Source organism: Embleya sp. NPDC005575, assembly GCF_040605455.1.
In the GTDB taxonomy this organism is placed as follows: domain Bacteria; phylum Actinomycetota; class Actinomycetes; order Streptomycetales; family Streptomycetaceae; genus Embleya.
The window spans coordinates 40,120-57,206 of the sequence record NZ_JBEXCV010000045.1 but is presented as its reverse complement, the minus strand read 5'-3'; the positions used below and the strand labels follow the sequence as shown (position 1 = coordinate 57,206).

At 69.3% G+C, this 17,087-nt stretch carries 17 protein-coding genes and 3 pseudogenes; 5 read left to right on the top strand and 15 right to left on the bottom strand.

Annotated features, from left to right (window positions below):
- Positions 1 to 266 precede the first annotated feature (266 nt).
- From ABZS54_RS17700 to ABZS54_RS17670, 7 genes are all read right to left on the bottom strand, one after another.
- A complete protein-coding gene (locus ABZS54_RS17700) occupies positions 267 to 1,523 on the bottom strand; it encodes a cytochrome P450 (RefSeq protein ID WP_355536138.1) in 1,257 nt (418 codons plus the stop codon).
- The gene (locus ABZS54_RS17695; RefSeq protein WP_355536135.1) at positions 1,520 to 2,143 is read right to left on the bottom strand and encodes an ATP/GTP-binding protein; all 624 of its coding nucleotides are present in this window, start codon (positions 2,141 to 2,143) and stop codon (positions 1,520 to 1,522) included. The genes ABZS54_RS17700 and ABZS54_RS17695 overlap by 4 nt, the downstream gene beginning before the upstream one ends.
- Entirely contained in the window at positions 2,103 to 2,468 is a 366-nt protein-coding gene (locus ABZS54_RS17690) for a DUF742 domain-containing protein (protein ID WP_355536132.1), read from the bottom strand. The genes ABZS54_RS17695 and ABZS54_RS17690 overlap by 41 nt, the downstream gene beginning before the upstream one ends.
- Entirely contained in the window at positions 2,465 to 2,899 is a 435-nt protein-coding gene (locus tag ABZS54_RS17685; RefSeq protein WP_355536129.1) for a roadblock/LC7 domain-containing protein, read from the bottom strand. Before ABZS54_RS17685 ends, ABZS54_RS17690 begins: the two co-directional genes overlap by 4 nt.
- Positions 2,896 to 4,263, bottom strand: coding sequence for a sensor histidine kinase (locus tag ABZS54_RS17680; protein ID WP_355536126.1), 1,368 nt, complete (start codon positions 4,261 to 4,263; stop codon positions 2,896 to 2,898). The genes ABZS54_RS17685 and ABZS54_RS17680 overlap by 4 nt, the downstream gene beginning before the upstream one ends.
- Positions 4,264 to 4,776: 513 nt before the next feature.
- Entirely contained in the window at positions 4,777 to 4,902 is a 126-nt protein-coding gene (locus tag ABZS54_RS17675) for a hypothetical protein (protein WP_355536123.1), read from the bottom strand.
- A 198-nt stretch (positions 4,903 to 5,100) separates the two neighbouring features.
- Positions 5,101 to 6,189, bottom strand: a complete 1,089-nt coding sequence (locus ABZS54_RS17670; RefSeq protein ID WP_355536120.1) for a helix-turn-helix domain-containing protein — start codon at positions 6,187 to 6,189, stop codon at positions 5,101 to 5,103.
- A 332-nt stretch (positions 6,190 to 6,521) separates the two neighbouring features.
- Between ABZS54_RS17670 and ABZS54_RS17665 the strand changes: the two genes are divergently transcribed.
- Positions 6,522 to 8,327: a hypothetical protein gene (locus ABZS54_RS17665; protein WP_355536117.1), complete on the top strand. Its 1,806-nt coding sequence runs from the start codon at positions 6,522 to 6,524 to the stop codon at positions 8,325 to 8,327.
- A 354-nt stretch (positions 8,328 to 8,681) separates the two neighbouring features.
- A complete protein-coding gene (locus ABZS54_RS17660; RefSeq protein WP_355536114.1) occupies positions 8,682 to 8,987 on the top strand; it encodes a transposase in 306 nt (101 codons plus the stop codon).
- Between the two features lie 444 nt (positions 8,988 to 9,431).
- Here the strand turns inward: ABZS54_RS17660 and ABZS54_RS17655 are convergent.
- Positions 9,432 to 9,611 (bottom strand): annotated as a pseudogene (locus tag ABZS54_RS17655) (alpha/beta hydrolase); the annotation flags it as partial.
- A gap of 94 nt (positions 9,612 to 9,705) precedes the next feature.
- Here ABZS54_RS17655 and ABZS54_RS17650 point away from each other — a divergent pair.
- Positions 9,706 to 10,113, top strand: a complete 408-nt coding sequence (locus ABZS54_RS17650) for a LuxR C-terminal-related transcriptional regulator (RefSeq protein WP_355536111.1) — start codon at positions 9,706 to 9,708, stop codon at positions 10,111 to 10,113.
- Positions 10,114 to 10,280: 167 nt separating this feature from the next.
- Here the strand turns inward: ABZS54_RS17650 and ABZS54_RS17645 are convergent, their stop codons facing one another.
- Positions 10,281 to 10,565, bottom strand: a complete 285-nt coding sequence (locus ABZS54_RS17645; protein ID WP_355536108.1) for a hypothetical protein — start codon at positions 10,563 to 10,565, stop codon at positions 10,281 to 10,283.
- Positions 10,566 to 11,348: 783 nt separating this feature from the next.
- On the opposite strand from ABZS54_RS17645, the gene ABZS54_RS17640 reads away from it, so the two are divergent.
- Positions 11,349 to 11,999, top strand: a complete 651-nt coding sequence (locus ABZS54_RS17640; protein WP_355536153.1) for an NAD(P)H-dependent oxidoreductase — start codon at positions 11,349 to 11,351, stop codon at positions 11,997 to 11,999.
- A 172-nt stretch (positions 12,000 to 12,171) separates the two neighbouring features.
- On the opposite strand, the gene ABZS54_RS17635 is transcribed toward ABZS54_RS17640, so the two are convergent.
- The 3 genes from ABZS54_RS17635 to ABZS54_RS17625 form a co-directional block, all read right to left on the bottom strand.
- Positions 12,172 to 13,026 (bottom strand): Dyp-type peroxidase, encoded by an 855-nt coding sequence (locus ABZS54_RS17635; protein ID WP_355536105.1) that lies wholly within the window; start codon positions 13,024 to 13,026, stop codon positions 12,172 to 12,174.
- On the bottom strand, positions 12,951 to 14,081 hold the full coding sequence (locus ABZS54_RS17630; RefSeq protein WP_355536150.1) for an ATP-binding protein: 1,131 nt from the start codon (positions 14,079 to 14,081) through the stop codon (positions 12,951 to 12,953). Before ABZS54_RS17630 ends, ABZS54_RS17635 begins: the two co-directional genes overlap by 76 nt.
- Positions 14,082 to 14,227: 146 nt before the next feature.
- A complete protein-coding gene (locus ABZS54_RS17625; protein WP_355536147.1) occupies positions 14,228 to 14,521 on the bottom strand; it encodes a helix-turn-helix domain-containing protein in 294 nt (97 codons plus the stop codon).
- 195 nt (positions 14,522 to 14,716) lie between these two features.
- On the opposite strand from ABZS54_RS17625, the gene ABZS54_RS17620 reads away from it, so the two are divergent.
- Positions 14,717 to 15,736 carry a zinc-binding alcohol dehydrogenase family protein gene (locus ABZS54_RS17620; protein ID WP_355536102.1) on the top strand — a complete coding sequence of 340 codons (1,020 nt, stop codon included), beginning with the start codon at positions 14,717 to 14,719 and terminating at the stop codon, positions 15,734 to 15,736.
- A gap of 428 nt (positions 15,737 to 16,164) precedes the next feature.
- Here ABZS54_RS17620 and ABZS54_RS17615 read toward each other — a convergent pair.
- From ABZS54_RS17615 to ABZS54_RS17605, 3 genes and pseudogenes are all read right to left on the bottom strand, one after another.
- A pseudogene (locus ABZS54_RS17615) lies at positions 16,165 to 16,290 on the bottom strand (GNAT family N-acetyltransferase); the annotation flags it as partial.
- Positions 16,291 to 16,304: 14 nt separating this feature from the next.
- Entirely contained in the window at positions 16,305 to 16,490 is a 186-nt protein-coding gene (locus tag ABZS54_RS17610) for a hypothetical protein (protein ID WP_355536159.1), read from the bottom strand.
- A 203-nt stretch (positions 16,491 to 16,693) separates the two neighbouring features.
- Positions 16,694 to 17,026: pseudogene (locus ABZS54_RS17605) on the bottom strand (abortive infection family protein); the annotation flags it as partial.
- Between the last annotated feature and the right edge of the window lie 61 nt (positions 17,027 to 17,087).

The following is a 17,087-nucleotide window of genomic DNA, read 5'->3' as shown; positions in this document are numbered from 1 at the left end:
ACGTAGTACGTCAGCGCCGTGCCGGAGACCGAGACCAGCACACCGACCACGATCGAGAGCGCGGCGGTCATCGAGAACGTGCGCGAGAGCTGCTGAGCGACCGCGACCGGGACCGCCCCGTGCCTGCGCTCAGGTCAGGCGCAGCACGAGCGCCGGTCCTGCGTGGCGGGCGCATCGTGCGCGAGGGCCGAGCGCGGGACATCGCCGACGACGTCCCGCGTTCCGTCTGTCTCGGCGCCGCCGCGCCGGCCGCCGGGCGACGAAGGTCAGTTCGTCGTAGTCGGGATCGCCGCCGAGAACGGATTGCCCGGCCACGCCCGACTCCCTGCCCTCCTCGTGCTCCGCAGCGGGGTGAACCGCGCGGGCAGGTGCGCCAGGGCGCTGTGGAAGGGGCCGATACGCGCTTCCAATTCTTCCTCGGGGATGGTGAGTTCGAGGTCGGTGCAGCGCCGGATGAGCTGTTCGATCGCGGTGGTGGCGATCACGAGCGCATCGTGACGCACCGGACACGCGTGCGGGCCGGCGGACCAGGCCAGATGCGCGCCGCCCCCGGCAAGCCGGTCGGAACCGGGCCCGTTCGGGTCCGTGTTGGCGGCGGCGAAGGACACCATGACGAGGGTGTGCGCCGCAATCGTGGTGCCGTGGAAGTTGACCGTGCGTGTGGGGTAGTGCGGGGCGAAGTTGCTCATGGGCGGCCGCTCCCGCAGGATGCGACCGATCGCGTGCTCGGTGCTCAGCGCGCCGTTGGACAGGTCGTTGTAGTACTGGTTGTCGCTGAGCATGAGCGAAAGTGTGTTGGCGATCAGATTGGTGGTCGGTTCCTGCCCGGCCGCGACCGTGAGAACCACAGTGTGCAGCAGTTCCTCCGTGGACAGGTCGGCCGGGTGGTCCAAGAACCAGGACGTCAGGTCGTTGTCGCGCCGCTCGATCTTGGAACCGACGAGCCGGTTTATGTACTCGTAGAACTCCGCCTCGCCCGCCCCGCTTTCCAGCAGGCTCGCCAGCGCGGTGATCAACTGTGGCGCGGCATCGTCGCGTTGGCCGAAGAGCCGGTTGAAGACGTAGGAGGGAAGCGGACGGGAGAAGTCGGTGATCAGGTCGACCTGCCCGCTGTGGGCGAATCGGTCGATGAGCTGATCGGCGATCTCGCGGACGAGGTCGCGCAGGTGATGTGGCTCGACCAGATCGAAGCAGTCGGTGACCACCCTGCGGTACCGTTCGTGTGCGATGCCGTCGGTGTACAGCGGGTTGGGACGCGGCCCCAACATGCCGAGGATGGGGTGGTCCGACGACAGGCTCGCGGCCCAGGTCGTGGGATCCTTGCTCCACGTCTCGGTGTCGTGCAGCAACTCCAGCGCGGCCCGATAGCCGATCACCAGATGGCCGTACACCCCCGGCGCGATCTCCACCGGAGCGATCATCCCGTGGTTGGCGCGCATGTCGCGGTAGTGGCCTTGCTGATCCCGGGCGAACTCCCGGCTGTACAGCTGGTAGGCGTTGGGCAGGTACAGCGGTGTGGTCACGAGGCAGCGTCCAGGCGGATTCGGGTGAGGGCATGGCGGACCAGTTCGATCAACGCGTCCAGCGAGGATGTGAAGTCCAACGCGTTGCAGGACACCACGGGAGTGTCCGCGTCCAGGTCGAGGTGGTCGCGCAGTACCTCGGGGCTGACATCGGGTGAGGTGGGGAAGCGGTTGACGGCCACGCAGTAGGGCAGTCCGCTGCGTTCGACCATGTCGAGCGCTTCGAAGCTCGCGTCCAGCCGGCGGACGTCGAACAGGACGAGGACGCCCTTGGCCCCATGGGAGACGTCGTCCCACGCCTCTTTGAAGCGGCGCTGTCCGGGTGCTCCGAACAGGTAGAGGATCGTGTCGCCGGGGTCGAGCGTGATCCGCCCGAAATCCATGGCGACGGTGGTCGTCGTCTTCTCGGGGGTGAACTCGAGGTTGTCCAGGGACATGCTCGCGGCCGTCATCACCTCCTCGGTGTGCACCGACCTCATCTCGGAGACCGCGCGGATCAACGTCGTCTTGCCGACGCCGAGGCCGCCCGCGACGACGATCTTGACGAGGTACGTCGACGACTCGTCGAGATACGCCGGTTCAACGGGCGAGGTCGTTCTCGCGAGCCTTGACGAGTCCATTGAGCACTCTCTCCAAAAGATCGACGTCGGGAAGGTCCGCCGGCGGCACGGCCTGCACTACGCCCAGGTCCACCAGGTCGCCGACCAACACGCGGATCACGAAGACGGGAAGGCGCAGGAAGGCCGCGGCATCGGCGATGGTGAGCGTCCCGCCGGCCAGTACCTCCAGGAGCCGAAGGTGGGGTGAGTCCATGCCGTTGGGTACGTACTCCCCGAGCCGTGAGAGCCTGGTGAGTTGGTCGTAGGTGTTCCGGTGCGTCGCGCTGCGTCCGCCGGTGGCCAGGTACGCAGGCACGGTCCGTGGGGCCTGCCTGCGTGCGTTCATTGCGCGACGTCCTCCCGTGTCTCGGCGCCCACGCCCCGCCCGACCAGCGCGATCAGCTTGAGCATCGAGTAGGCGGCCGTGCCCAGTTCCGCGTCGGGCGTGGTGAAGGCCGCGAGGCGGGTGTTCTTCCCGGCGTCCATCACGATCAGGTAGCCCTGATCGGTGTCCACGACCACATTGCGAATCTCCAGTTCGGCGCCGTCGCCGGAAGCCATCGCGCGGACCGTCGCCTTCGCGGTGCTGTGCAGGCCGGAGCCCATGCTCGCGACGCTGTCCTGGGTGTCGACGTCCATCGCGTGGGCACCGGCCTTGAGACCGTCCGCGGTAAAGAACAGGGCGCTGGCGATGCCCGGTTCGGACCTCACGAGTCGTTCGGCCCACGCTGAATGGTCCGGCTGCTCGTTCATCGAGTGACGACGGGCCTGGGTCATGTGGGATTCCCTTCGCTGGATTCGGGACGATCGGCGTCGGCGCGGTGCTGCCGGGTGACGTCTTGGAAGCCGGAGAAGCGGTGGCGCACCTCGTCCGCGTCCTGCGGTCGTTCGCTCTCGAGCGATGCCGGCTTCGGGTCCGGGCGCTGCCGTCGACGCCGGGGCATGCCGTCGGGCGCGATGGCGGGCAGCGCCGCAGCCGCAGCTTCGGGCGTCGACTCCCGGGATTGTTGCCGCAGCAGACCCACGGGTACGGCGGCGGCGGCCGAGACCGGCTGAGTGGCGGGATCCATCGACACCAGCAAGTCCTTCGCGATGTGTACGGCTGCGTGCACTCCTCCGTACTGTGACACCGAAACGTTCACGTCGATCGGATACTCGCGTACCAAGCGGCCGATGCCCGCGAAGCCCAGCCGCGGCGGTGACCCGAGCTCGGTCAACAGCACACGCCTGCTGCCCGAGGACATCCGGTCCACGAACTCCCGGTCGTCGGGATGGATTCCGGGGCCCGCGTCGTCGATGACGACCAAGGCTCCGGTGGCCGTTTCGTGGATCGCGACGGAGACGGGCACCGTTCCCGTGGAGAAGTAGGCGGCGTTCGCCATCAACTCCGCGAGGATGACGGCCACCGGTTCGGCCGCGTGCGCGACCACGCCCACGCGTCGCTCGACGCTGAGGTTGTTGACGGGCCTGATCAGCTGGTAGCTCTCGATGCGCGCCTGGGCGCCGGCGACCAGGTCCTCCAAGTGCGAGTCCACGCGCGACAGTCCGGTCGAGTCGCCGCAGGCAACCGCCATGATCTGCCACAGCCGCTTGGTGCGCTCGTTGAGGTGGTCCAGCTTGACCAGGCTGTCCAGGATCTGCGGATCCTCGAATCGGTCCTGGGCCTCGATCAGGATGCGCTGCATCTGCTGCGAGAGGGTTCGTGAACCGGCCGCCGTGCGGCGCAGGATGTCCTGCGCCGCCTCGTCCACGCGGATGCGTTCGTCACGAACGCCCGAGGCCGCAACGTCCAGGATCTGTCGTTGCAGTTCGTCCAGTTCGGTCCCCGCCCAGCGTGGATTGTCCAGGGGCGGCACGGGCACGTGGGGATGCGCGAGGTGGGTGATCAGGCCGGGGAGCCGGACCTTGCCCAGGTGACGCAGTTCCTCGTGAACGTCCCGGAGATCGACGCGACACATGTCGATCTCGATCCGGAGCGCTTGGAGAGCCTGCTCGGCTCGGGCGGTGCCGGCCTCGGCCTCGTGCAACGCCCGTCCAAGGCGGCGTGCACGCCGGTGAGTCCGGATCAGCCAGGGCACTGCGATGACGCCGGCGGCGGCGCCGACGGTCAGCACCACGGCGAGTGCGTCGGGTATCTGCATCAGGCGATGTCCAGTCGAGCGAGGGCGATTTCTGTGGTCGATATAGGTGTCTTGCGATGAACTATCGTGCGGATCGCACTCTTTGGTGATCTCAAGTTCGCATCGGGATCCGCCTGCGGAAGGGATCGGAGGTGAGGCGATTCACGGTCGTCGGGGAACTTTCGCAACCGACAGGGTCTCTGTGGCCGATGTGTTCCCGGGTCAGGTCTGGGCCCGGTGTGAACGTGAGGGGTGGCGCGCGACCGGTGTCGGAATCGACCGTCCGTCGGGAGACGAACGAGCCATAGGGGCTGCCGACGATATCCGGCCAACCGTTACGATGCATCTGCCAGGAAGGACGAACAGCACGAAATCAACGCTGCCGTGGCCGAAAACCGTGGGTCTCCTCGCGAACATCCGTAAAACGCGAGGCGAACGTGCCGGCCTGCGCCGTGTGGCCGAAACGGGATCGCGCCTGGCGTCGTTGGCGGCCGTTCCATCCTGCTCACGGCCGCTGGGGCTGCTCGGGCCACATCAGTTGGCGGGCTTGCCGAACCAGCGGGAGAGGTGGTTGTCCAGGTCCTGCTGATCGTCGCCGGAGTCGTCGCGTTCGTTCCATACGTGAGGAGGCGCGGTCGGCAGCGACGCGACAGTGCGCACGGCGACCACGCACCGCACGAGCTGGAATCGGTATGCGGAGCGGACAGCAGGGTTCGTCGGTCCCCATCCGGAACTGCCCGGGTATGGGGGTGTCCGCGCCCAGTCACCATGGCTGGGCGCGCGGGGCGTGCCGCACGCTCTTCGTTCATCGGCCCGGGGTACACCCTCACGGTTCATCCATCTGCGCCTTCGGTTCGGTCACGTCGACGAATTCCACGACGGTTGCCCGGCGGTTCCGGCAAGGCGCGTACGGCGGTACTCGCCCGGGGTGACTCCGTACCGGCGTCGGAAGCCGCGGATGAGAACCCCGGGGTCGGTGAAGCCGACGGACTGGCCGACCGAGCTGACGGAAAGGTGCCGTTGCCGGGGATCGGCGAATCTGCGGCGGGCTTGGTCGAGGCGGGTTTCGCGGATGAACTCGGCGGGAGAGCTGTCGCCTTCGCGAAAGACCAGGTCGACGTAACGGGTCGAGACGCCGAAAGCGGCGGCGAGCGTTGTCGGGGACAGGTCCGGGTCGGCCAGATGGAGGCGGATGAACGCGCGCATGCGCGCCGACTGTGCACGCCGGGAGAGTTGCACGTCGGAGCTCCACATATCTGGTCCTGCGGCTGTGCGAAGTGTGGACACGAGCAACTCGTAGGTCGTGTGCCCGAGTTCGGTCAGGACCTCGGACGGCCGGCCGAGCGGGCTGCGGGCGAGTTCGGTGACGACCGCGGTGAGCACGCGCAGCGTCGGGTCGTGGGCCGGGATGACCCGACCGACGGCGGGGGCGGTGCGTAGGTCCCGCCGGAGCGCGGCGCGTGGCACGTGGATCGACAGGTAGTGGGCGAAGGCGTCGGCGGTGAGCGAGTAGGGCTGGGTCGAGTCGACCAGCACGGCGTCGCCCGGGCCCAGCAGATCGTGGTGCGTGCCGGCGGCGGCCCGGCTGGGCCGCACTGCGAGCAGGAGGAGGTACATGTCGACCGGGTTGCGCTTGATGAGGCGGGGAGTTCGGGCGACGCGTACCGGATCGGAGGCCACATCGCTGATGCTGACGGCACCGAAGTCGTGGACGTTCACCCAGCCCGTGTAGCCGCGGGGGTCCGGCGGGCGGAACGGGGTGGCGTCCAACTGGAAGATCGCGTCACGCAGGATCTCGCGCCAGGTGTCGACGTCCGGAGCGGAGCCGGCCGAGGGCGCGGCAGCGGGGCGCGGCGTCGACCGCCGGCGACCGTCCGGACCGATGCGGTGGCGTGGGGCGTTCCCGGAGCCCGAACCCGCGAGCGACCGCTTCCGTGAACGCGGCATGTCGGATTCTCGTGGACCTGTCATGCGGCCAACATCCTTTCCAGTGTGGGCATATCGGGGAGCGTTCGCCCATTGACGAGGGCCCATCGTAGGGGCGGCGCGCCGACGGTGTCGGGCCGAGGATGGCCACCGGGAGGCGTGGGGGGTCCTTCCGGTCGCCTTGCGCGGATCGCCAGTTCGCTGTGCGCGGATCGCCGATTTCAGAGCTGCGCTGCTTGCGATCGTCTCGGTATACGACGCGAGATGGTTTCCGTCGCCCGACGCCGCTGTGCCGCGCGACGGGGAACGAGACCCCCTGCGTCGCAGGTGCTTGGTGACACGGAGGTTTCAGGATGGCCCGAACGGCACGATCCCGGCTGGTCGGCAGGTGGGCGACCCGCCCGTCCGCCGTGCTGTTCCTCGCAGCGGCTCCGCTGCTCGTGGCGGCGCCCGGCATTGCGGCGCCAAGCGGTGCGCCGGCGGCAGCGGTCGAGAACGACGCCTACAGTGCGCGCTACCTCGTGCGGCCCAATCCGCTGCCGTCGACCAATGGGTTGGCTCTGGATGGCCGGGGGAACCTGTATGTGGCCCAGGCGCTCTACGACCGCATCACGCGGATCGACCTCGCCACGGGTGCCGCCGTGCGCATCGCGGACGACACCGATCCGGTGGCCGATGCCCTGCAATCTCCCGACGACGTGGCCGTCGGCCCGGACGGGAACCTCTACGTCACCAACGCCTTGAAGAAGTCGGTGGTCCGGATGGCGCCGGACGGCTCCGCGCGGACCACCATCGCCTCCGAGGTGACCGACGGGGTCACCGGGCCGAACGGCATCGCCTTCGCCTCCGACGGACGGTTGTTCGTGAGCGACCTGGCGTTCGACCCCGCGCACCCGGGTGGCCTGTGGCAGGTCGATCCCCAAGGAGCAGCCGCTCCGAGACAGCTCACCCACCGACTTCGCGTGCCGGAGGGCTTCGGCATGGCGTCCGACGGTCTGGCATACGTAGCGGAGTACTACGCCGGGCGGATCGCAGTCGTGGACCCCGGCAACCCGGGCTCTGTCGCCGGACTCTCCACCCGGTTCCAGGGTCTGGTGTCGGCGGTGAAGGTGATGCCGAAGACTCTCGACCCGGCCGAGTCGTTGGTCCTGGTGGAGAACCTTCCGGGCCAAGGCAACGTGTGGCGGGTGGACCGGGCCTCGGGAAACAAGACGCTGCTCGCCACCGGCCGCGGAGCCTTCGACAATCTGGCGATCGATCCGCGCAGCGGCACGATCTACGTCTCGAACTTCGTGCAGGGCGGGATCCAGCGGGTGAATCCGCGCACGCGCACGCTGACTGAGGTCTTCCCGACCGGGCCGCTGGCCACCCCCACGTCGTTGAGCCTCAACCCCGACGGATCTCTCCTCGTCGCCGGTGCCACGTCGCTCGCCTCGGTGTCGCCTCGCGGCCGGGTGACGACGCTCTCGCAGTTCCTGATCAGCCAGAACCAGGGCGTCACCCCCGGAGCCGTGCAGATCGGCACCACGTTGTACTACACCGACTGGCTCGACTCTTCGCGTCCCGGACGCCTGATGAAACTCGACCTCCGCACAGGCACCCGAAGCGTCGTCGCGAGCGGGTTCGTCATCCCCTGGCATGTGCGGCAAGGCCCCGCGGGCACCGTGCTGGTGTCCGACGAGGCACTGGGCAAGGTCTACCGCGTGAACGTCGCCGACGGCACCCAGACGGTGGTCGCCACGGGGCTGAACTCTCCGGCCGGCCTCGCGTACGACGCCCACACGCAGCAGGTCTACATCGCCGAGGCGGGCGCCGGGCGCGTGGTTGCCGTGCCGGTCCAGGGCGGCACCCCCCGCACGGTCGCCGGCGGTCTCGACAAGCCCGAAGGCGTGACGCTGGACGGCCAGGGCCGACTCCTCGTCGTCGATGCCCAGGGTGGCGCCCAGCAGAACCCCGCCGCTCCCGGCAGCCTGCTGCGCGTCGTTCCCGGGACCGCGAGCCGAACCACTCTGGCGACCGGGCTGCCCACCAAGATCACCGGAATCACGCTGATTCCCGGCTTCACCTTCACGTCCGATGTGGTTGCGCGTGCGGACGGCACGATCGTGGTGAGCGGGGCGGCCAACGGCTCGATCATCGAACTCTCCCCGAACCGCTGACCCACTCGGCACGGGATCCTCGGTCCGACGGGACCGGTTCCAGTGTCCGCAGCCCCGCACCGATGCGGGGCTGCGGGTGCCCTCGCCTTCACGGTGGCGACATCGGTGGCGACATCGGTGGCGACGATGGACCTTGAGCGGCTGAGGACGCCATTGGGTCACCGGGGGCCATGCTTTATAACGACTTGGTGCGTGATTGCGGTGTTCGCGATCTCTGTGGCCTGATGCCACGCTCCCGTCGCGTTGGTAGGGGCATGGCCTTGACAGGCCCGATAGTTGGAGGTGAGCTGCTCTGAGGTTTGTGGAGTCCTTGAAGCCGGGCTATGGCGTCCGGCGTAAGGAGCACCACAAACCATGCCAGCACCCTGCAAATACCCCGGCGAGCTGCGCGAACGGGCGGTCCGGGAGGTCCGCACCTCCGGGCGGCCGCTCGCGCACGTCGCCCGGGACCTGGGCATCCACAAGGAGGCCCTGCGCAACTGGGTCCGGCAGGCCGACGCCGGCGAGCGCGACGACCGGCCGACCACCGCGGAGGCGGAGGAACTCAGGCAACTACCCAAGGAAGTGCCGGAGTTGCGGCGGGCGAACGAGGTCCTCAAGGCCGCGTCCGTGTTTTTTGCGCATGGGATCGACCGTCCCCGGACGAGGCCGAGCAGGTGATCGACCACCTGCGCGAACACCGACGAATGGGCCCGGTACCTGGCCGGACAGGACGCCGCCCGGATCCACGACATTCCCTGGGAAACCATTCAACGCTCCCGACGCAAGATCCACTGGTCCGGCGAAACCAAACTGCGCCTTGAACTCCGAAACGGCAGCACGATCGCCGTCAAGTGGCGCACTTGCCGCGAAGCCGACACCAGGCTGGGCAAGATACTGCCCTTCCAGAACGGCTGACGACCCGATGGCGACCCGGACTTCCCCGGATCGAAAACGCCCGCGCCCCGACGATCACGCCCAACGATCCCGGGGGTTGCCGAGATCGGAGGCGGCGCTACCCGCGTGCTGCGAACGGTTTCCCGCCCCGCTCGGCCTCCCCTCCACTCGCGCCCGGTCTTCACTCGTCGGCCGCCGGTGGCCGCTCGGTAGCCTGAGGCCCGGTTGCGCGTCGATCACCCGCCGGGTGGCGATCACGTCGTCGTCCAGCGACAGCGTGGGGTTCTGCACGACGGCCACGTTGTACCCGTCCTCCGTCAGGGCCTCGTGCACCCCCTGCCAGCCGGCGCCGTCCACGAAGCCGCCGTGGACGAGGACGACGTTCCCGCGCGGTGCGTTGTCGCTCATCATTCCTCCCGAGTCCTGCGGGGCTGATGACGCTGATGACCCAGCCCCTTGGCACCGACACTAGGGACGCGAACGGCCATGATTCTTGCGTCATTTGACGCAACTCGAGGGCGCTCTTCCCTTCGAGCATGCCCGTGTCCGGCTGTACTACGGCGAACGGCTGCGTGGCAGCGGGGCACTTGCTCCGGCCCGCTCCCACCTGACTGCGGCTGCGGAGATCTTCGAACGGCTCGGTGCGACGCCTTGGGCGCACCGAGCCGGCCAACAACTACACGCCTGCGACGAGGACCACATCGCCGGTCCGCAGGAGATCGGCGCACTCACACCTCAGGAACACCGGATCGCGAGCCTGGCCGCAACCGGTCTGAGCAACAAGCAGATCGGCGAGCGACTCTTCCTGTCCCCGCGAACGGTCTTCTCTCATCTCTACCGGGCATTCCCCAAGCTGGGCGTGACCTCCCGGGCCGGACTGCGCGACGCCCTCGAGGAAATCCGGCAGTGACGCGACGAGTCTCCAAACGCGAACGCGTCCGTGCGAGCTTCGCGACCCTGCCCGACGCCTGGCCCCCCGACGTCAGCGCCGCCGAGATCCCGAAGCGGACACGGCGCGAGTTCGCCCGCGACCTGGACGCTGCGGCGCGCTCCGAACCAGGTGCACGCTTGCCGCTGCTATGTGGAAGCCACAACCTCCCCGGCCGTGACCTGGGGAGGAGTGGGGAGCAGTGACGCGAGGTTGTCCCGCACGAACTCCGACGCCCTCGAAATCGAGTCTTCGGCACCGGTCTGGTCCCGAAAGACACTGGTCGAGACCATCACTCCGTTCCCGGCATCGATCCAGTAGTAGGCCACGAAGCCGGGAACCCGGCGCATGAGCGGCACGAAGCCTTCTTTCACGATGCGGGCCGCCCCGGCCGGGTCGGTCACCCCTTCATACCGCCGGACTGCTGCGTACATGGCCGATCTCCTCGCGGGTTCCTGTTCCCCCCTGCTGAGATGCCGTACCCCCTGCGACGGGTACCTCACTCACGAGACGTTCGGTATTCACCGCACGGGGCCGCCTTTTGTGATCCGAACGGCGGATCGGTCCTGGAGACACGGCCTTGCGCGGGTCGGTGGCAAGGGACCGGCAGGCCGGCCCCGCAGCTACGCGACCTGCGGATGGCCGCGATGACGAGCGGAGGAATCGGACAGGGTCATCACGCCGTCGGCCGCCCCGGTGACGCCATCGCCGCGTACACCGTGGCTCGCCCGCCCCGAGCGGGGCCGACCCGGCCTCCGCAACGGCGCAGGCGAAGCCAACTGTATGTTTGGATACATCAACAAGCCGCGGACACCGGTGCACGACGAACGCCGCGACGCACTCGACGCGTTGGACCCGCGGAGGAAACCCGGAGGGGTGGGTCCGTCGCCTGGCAACGCGCGGTCGGCGAGGTACCCCTGATTCGGGGGCGGGGAGGCGGCCTGGGCGAACTCGCGCCCGGATACACCGCCGGCGGCGAAGACATCGGGCATTGGATCGCGCGGCACCGCACAGCGTCCGTCGCCTGCGCGAGCGGTGCGATGTCCTCGTCGTGCGCCCGTGATTACGGCATCGGAGTCACCCGCGGTGAACTCGGGGCGGCGAGTAGGGGCGAATACGGGATGACGCACTGGTTCTTGCCTAACGTGAAGGAGCGTGGCGCGGGAACTTCCGCCTCCTGTGCCCACGCGGTCCGCTGACGACGAGAGGGCTTGAACATGCAAGCGCGCCAATCGATGCGGTTCCTGGTGCTGTCCGCCTCCGGGCGGGACGGGTCGTGGAACACGATGCTCGCCCGGCTCGCGGCCGCGGCGATCCGGGCGACCGGGCCGGAGGTCGACTTCGCGTCCATCGCCGAGTTCACGGTGCCCGGGTACGACGGGGACGAGGAGCAGGCCGACGGAATCCCGGCCGGGGCGGTCCGCTTCAAGGAGCGCCTGACGAGCGCCCACGGCTTCGTGATCGTGTCGCCCGAGTACAACGCCTCGGTCCCGGGCGTCCTGAAGAACCTGATCGACTGGACGTCCCGGTTCCGGCCACAGCCGTTCAACGAAAGGCAGGGGCTCGTCATGTCCGCCTCCCCGTCGATGGCCGGCGGCAACCGGGGGCTGTGGGCCCTGCGGATCCCCCTCGAACACCTGGGTGCGCGCCTGTACCCGGACATGTTCTCGCTGGCCCAGGCGCACACCGCCTTCGCGCCCGACGGGGGCCTCACGGACGAACTGCTGAGGGAGCGCTTCCGCACAACCATCGCCAACTGGCTGGAACTCGTCGAGGCCGCCACGAACTACCCGTGCGCCAAGACGGTCTGGGTGGAATACCTCGGCGAGCGATCGGACGCCAGGTACGACCGCACCCAGGTGGGCTGACATCCCGCCCCACAGCGGCGCCCGGCTCGCGGCCCGGCCCTTGGAGCCTGTCCGGTCGAGCTTTCCGGGGTCGCCAAGCATCGACCATTAATGCCCGGTCCATTTTCGTCGAGCTCACTGTGCGCTCCCGGGCCCAGCTCAGCAAGCACGGGAGCTTGAGGGAATCGGCGTCCTACACGGCCGGGGTCGGGGGTCGATCGGCCAGGAAGGAGGCGGGCGGTACGAAGAACAAGCCGCCCGTCGTGGCTGTCGAGAAGTCGAGGATCCGACCGTGGGAGGCGTCCTCGATGCCGAGGAACATGTTGCGGAGCATCTGCTCGGTGATCCCGGGGTCGGCGGCGTAGCCGATGAAGTAGGTGCCGTAGGTGCGCTGGTCGTGCTGGAAGAACGGCATGTTGCGGCGCACGATCTTGAGTTCGTTGCCGCCCGCGTCCTCGATGACGGTCAGGGCCGTGTGTGCGTCTGCCGGCTTGGCGTCGTCGTCCAGTTCGATGTCCTCGGCCTTGGTGCGCCCCACGGCACCCTCCTGCTCCTCGATCGGCAGGGAGTCCCAGGCGTCGCGGTCGTGGAGGTATTTCTGCACGATCACGTACGACCCGCCCGGGTGGTCCGGCTCCTGGGCAGCGGACGCGTACGCCCATGTTCCGGCGTCCGCGCCTTCGGGATTCTCGGTGCCGCCGACGAAGCCGAGCAGGTCCCGAGAGTCGAAGTACCCGAAGCCGTGCGTCTCATCGGCCACCGATACCGCGCCGCGAAGTCGGGAGAGCATCCGGTCCGCGAGTTCGAAACACAGGTCCATTCGGTCGGCACGCACGTGCAGGAGGAGGTCTCCGGGCGTTGCGGGCGCGTCGTGGACCGGACCCTTGAGGGCGGTGAAGGGGTGCAGTCGGGCGGGGCGCGGGCCTGAGACGAGCCGGTCCCAGGCATCGGAGTCGATACCGACGACGACTTTCAGCGATTCCGGGTCCCGGTTGCGGAATCCGACGGAGCGGCGCAGCGACGCCAATGCCTCCAGGGCATCCCGCACCTGCGGTTCCCCACCGGGATCGCGCGCCGGTGTACGCGGCTTCGGCGAGGCTGCGGGCGCGTTCGGCGGCCCCCAGGTGCTTGATGCTGCACCGCCCGGCCACCGCGCGCCGCAGTACGCGCAAGTCGCCGGTGCCGTCCAAGGCAGCCAGCAGGAGCAGGTGGCGGGTTGCCGCGGGCAGGCCGGTGATGCGGGATGCGAACCCGGACTGGAGGCGGCGGCTCAGCGGAAGGCGGCCGGGCAGGGCTTCCGCAGCGGCCTGCTGCCGGCTGTTGAGCGCGACGGGAAGTTCCAGCAGCGCCAGAGGGTTTCCCTGCGCCTCGGCCATCAGACGGCGGCGTACCCGCACGGCGAGGGCCGGGAAGCGCTGGACGAGCAGGCCCTCGGCCGAGGCGTCGCCGAGCGGGGCCACGTCCTGCGCGGGAAGCCCGCTGTGGTCGAAGAAGCTGTCCACGACAGGGCGGGCCGTACACAGCATGCGGACGCCGGTGCCGGCCAGGCGTCGCGCGACCTCGCCCAGGACCAGGGCGCTGGCCGGGTCCTGGGCGGACCAGGGCGCTGGCCGGGTCCAGGCAGTGCACGTCGTCGACGGCGAGCAGGGCCGGGGTGTCGTCCGCGACTTGGCGGAGGAGCGCCGGCACGGCAGCGACGACCGCTTCGGGTTCGGGCGCCGGGCCGTGCTCCCTGCCCAAGGCCACGGCCAGGGCATTGTCGAGGACGAGCGAGGGCCGGCGGGTGGCCGGCGCGGCCAGGAGCCGCCCCAGGCCGCTGTAGCTCAGGTGCGCCTCGTACTCCATCCCGGCTGCGGCAACGACACGCACGCCGCGCTCGGCGGCCCGGGACGCGGCGGAGGCCAGCAGCGCGGTCTTGCCTACGCCGGGCTCCCCCAGCAGCAACAACGGGGCGCCGGCTCTCACCGGTCCGCAGAGGAAGGCATCGATCCTGGCCAGGTCGGCCTCACGGCCCACCAGCGGACCGCCGTTTTCGAACAGCCGGGGCACGGCCCGCTCTCCGGTGCGGAGGGCTGCGGCCGCCGTCGTACAGAACCCCACCATTTCCCGGGATTCTTCGGCCGCCCCCGCCTCGTACGGGTTATCAGGCTCCACACCGACGACCTCAAGTCCCTCCACGACGCTCTGACCCGAGCACGAACCGCATCCGGATCCGGACCCGCCCCAGGCGTGCCTGCGACGCCCTGAACTCAGGCGGACGCGGGGAAGCGCCCTATGTTCTGTTCCACCCACGTCCGCAGGTGAGCGAGCGGCGCGCAGGCGTCGGCGCCCAGCGGGGTCAGGCTGTACTCGACGCGCAGCGGCACCTCGGCGTAGATCTCACGGTGCACCAGCCCGTGATCCTCCAGGCGGCGCAGCGTCTGGGTCAGCACCTTGGGGCTGATGCCCTGCAGGCGGGTTCGCAGCGCACCGAAGCGCTGCGGGCCTTGTTCCAGCGCGCCGAGGGCGAGCGCGCTCCACTTGTTCGCGAGCAGGTCGAGCATGTCGCGGCACGGGCACGCCGCCGCGTAGACGTCGACAGGATCGTCGCAGTCGCGGGTCTCCAGGTCCATGACCTGCATGGTATCCGATGGGTACTTGTCGTCCTTGCGGGTAACTACTTCTCTTCTCCTACCGTGCGTGAAGCCCGGTGGTCGGATCCGCCGGGCTGCAGCCCCCTCATCATGCGAGGACTTCTCATGAACGCGATCCCGTCCACGATGCATGCCGTCGCCTACCGCAAGAGCCTGCCGGTCGACGACCCGGAGAGCCTGCTCGACCTCGAACTCCCCGTCCCTACACCGGGACCGCGCGACCTGCTCGTCCGGGTCGAGGCGGTGGCGCTCAACCCCGTGGACTACAAGGTCCGGCAGAACGCCGACCCGGGCGGCGAGCCGAGGGTGCTGGGCTGGGACGCGGCCGGCACCGTCGTCGCGGTCGGCGATCAGGTGAAGCTGTTCTCGGTCGGCGACGAGGTTTACTACGCCGGGGCGTTGGACCGGCCCGGCGCGAACGCCGGGTTCCACGCCGTGGACGAACGCCTGGTCGCCCGCAAGCCCGTCTCGCTCTCCTTCCCCGAGGCCGCCGCGCTTCCCCTCACTTCGCTCACCGCCTGGGAGGGCCTGTTCGACCACCTCAAGCTCGCGGACGCGGGCGGCACCCTGCTGGTCACCGCTGCGGCGGGCGGCGTCGGCTCGATGGTGACGCAACTGGCGCGGGCCCGCACGGGGCTGACCGTCATCGGCACCGCCTCCCGGCCCGAGACGGCCGAGTTCGCGCGGCGGATGGGCGCCCACCACATCGTCGACCACCACCGCCCCCTCGCACCGCAACTCGCCGAAACGGCACCGGGCGGCGTCGACTACGTCTTCAGCACCACCGGCACCGAACGCAACCTGCCTGTCTACGCCGAGGTGTTGAAGCCGTTCGGCGCGATCGTCGCCATCGACGACTTCGACTCCCTGCCCATCGGCTCGCTGAAGGCGAAGAGCATCGCCTTCCACTGGGAGTTCATGTTCACCCGGTCAATGTTCGCCACCCCCGACCAGCAGGAGCAGCACCACATCCTCACCGAGGTCGCGCGGCTCGTCGACGCGGGCACCGTCGCCTCCACGGCCACCCGCGACCTCGGCCCGGTGAACGCCGCCAACCTACGCGAAGCTCACCGGCTCCAGGAGTCCGGCAGCACGATCGGCAAGCTCACCCTCACGGGGTTGTGAGGGAAACGAATCCCGGCCGGGGACTTGTGCCCGACGCCCCGGGGCACGTCCGCGGCGGTTCGGACCGTCTCCGCGGCGTCCCGGGGCGGGCCGACCGAGATCGGCAACCTGGACGTACCCAGCGTCGCGAACGTCCTCGGCCTCGGCAACGTCATGAGCTGCGACTTGCACGGCGCGTTCGAGGCGAGCGGGCCCACCAACTTCCAGGCCCCGCTGTACGACACCCCACCAGCCCCGCGTACGGCACGCAGTTCACCGCCAACGACGCCATCGGCCACTACCTGAACAGCGGCTTTCCGGCCGGGCAGCTCACCATGGGCGTCCCGTTCCACGGGCGCGGCTGGAAGGGCGTGCCCGACGGCGGCCGGCACGGCCGCTACCAGACGGTCACCGGCCCGACGGCGGCGCTCCCCTGCTCGCAGGTCCGTGGTGTACACGAAGGCGATCACCTCGCGGGTGCGGATGTACTCGGCAGTGCCGGCGAGGTCGCCGTCGAGACGGGCCTCGTAGCGCTTCGCAGCGAGGTTGTCGGTCACGTTGGGGGTTTGGCTCATGCCTCGGTCCTTCTCTAGGTCAGCCAGCGTCGCAGTGTGCGGGTGAGGGCCGGCATGACGGCGTACGTCATGGCCAGGCTGAAGATGGCGGCGATCAGCGCGGTGCGGGCGACGACCGGGACGGTGCCGAGCGCAGGCTGGAGGACCATGCCGGCGAACAGGGAGATCGGAAAGATCCCGATGGCCGCTGTGATCGCCATCTTCCAGCGCGGCGGGGGCCGGTGGAAGGAATCCGGCGCGGTGAACCAGGTCTCCAGTCCGGTCGGTGGCCGTCGGTCGACCTCCGCGTGGTGGCCGTCCGCGCGGGGCGAACCAGTGGGCGCGTTCGGGTAAGCGATGCCGGCTTTCCTGGGCCTGTGCGTCGCGGAAGCGGTGAACGACGTACCAGGGTCCGCCGGGCGCGGCCGTGGCCCAGGCCGAGTTGGTTGCGCAGTTCGGCCAGGGAGTTGACCGTCTGGGCGAGGATGCCCAGGACCTTGTGGGACGCCTCGCTGCCCTTCGCGCTCGCGGGGACGGATTCGGCCTTGAGGGCCGGCAGGGCGGCGACCTGTGCGTAGAGCTTGGGGATGTTGTCGTTCTTGGTGTGTTCGACCGTGCTCTTGTCGAGGATCGTCTTGAGCAGGCTCTCGACGAGTTCCTTGCACGAGGCGATCGCCGCGGCGGGATCGCGTTCGAACCCATCGCGGATCCGGCCCAGGTGCTCGTGCAGAACCACGGGGTCGGTGAGCAGCGGCATTTCCGCCACCACCACCCGCACGTCCCGATCCGTCCCCTCAGCCCGCTCGAACCAGTCCTCC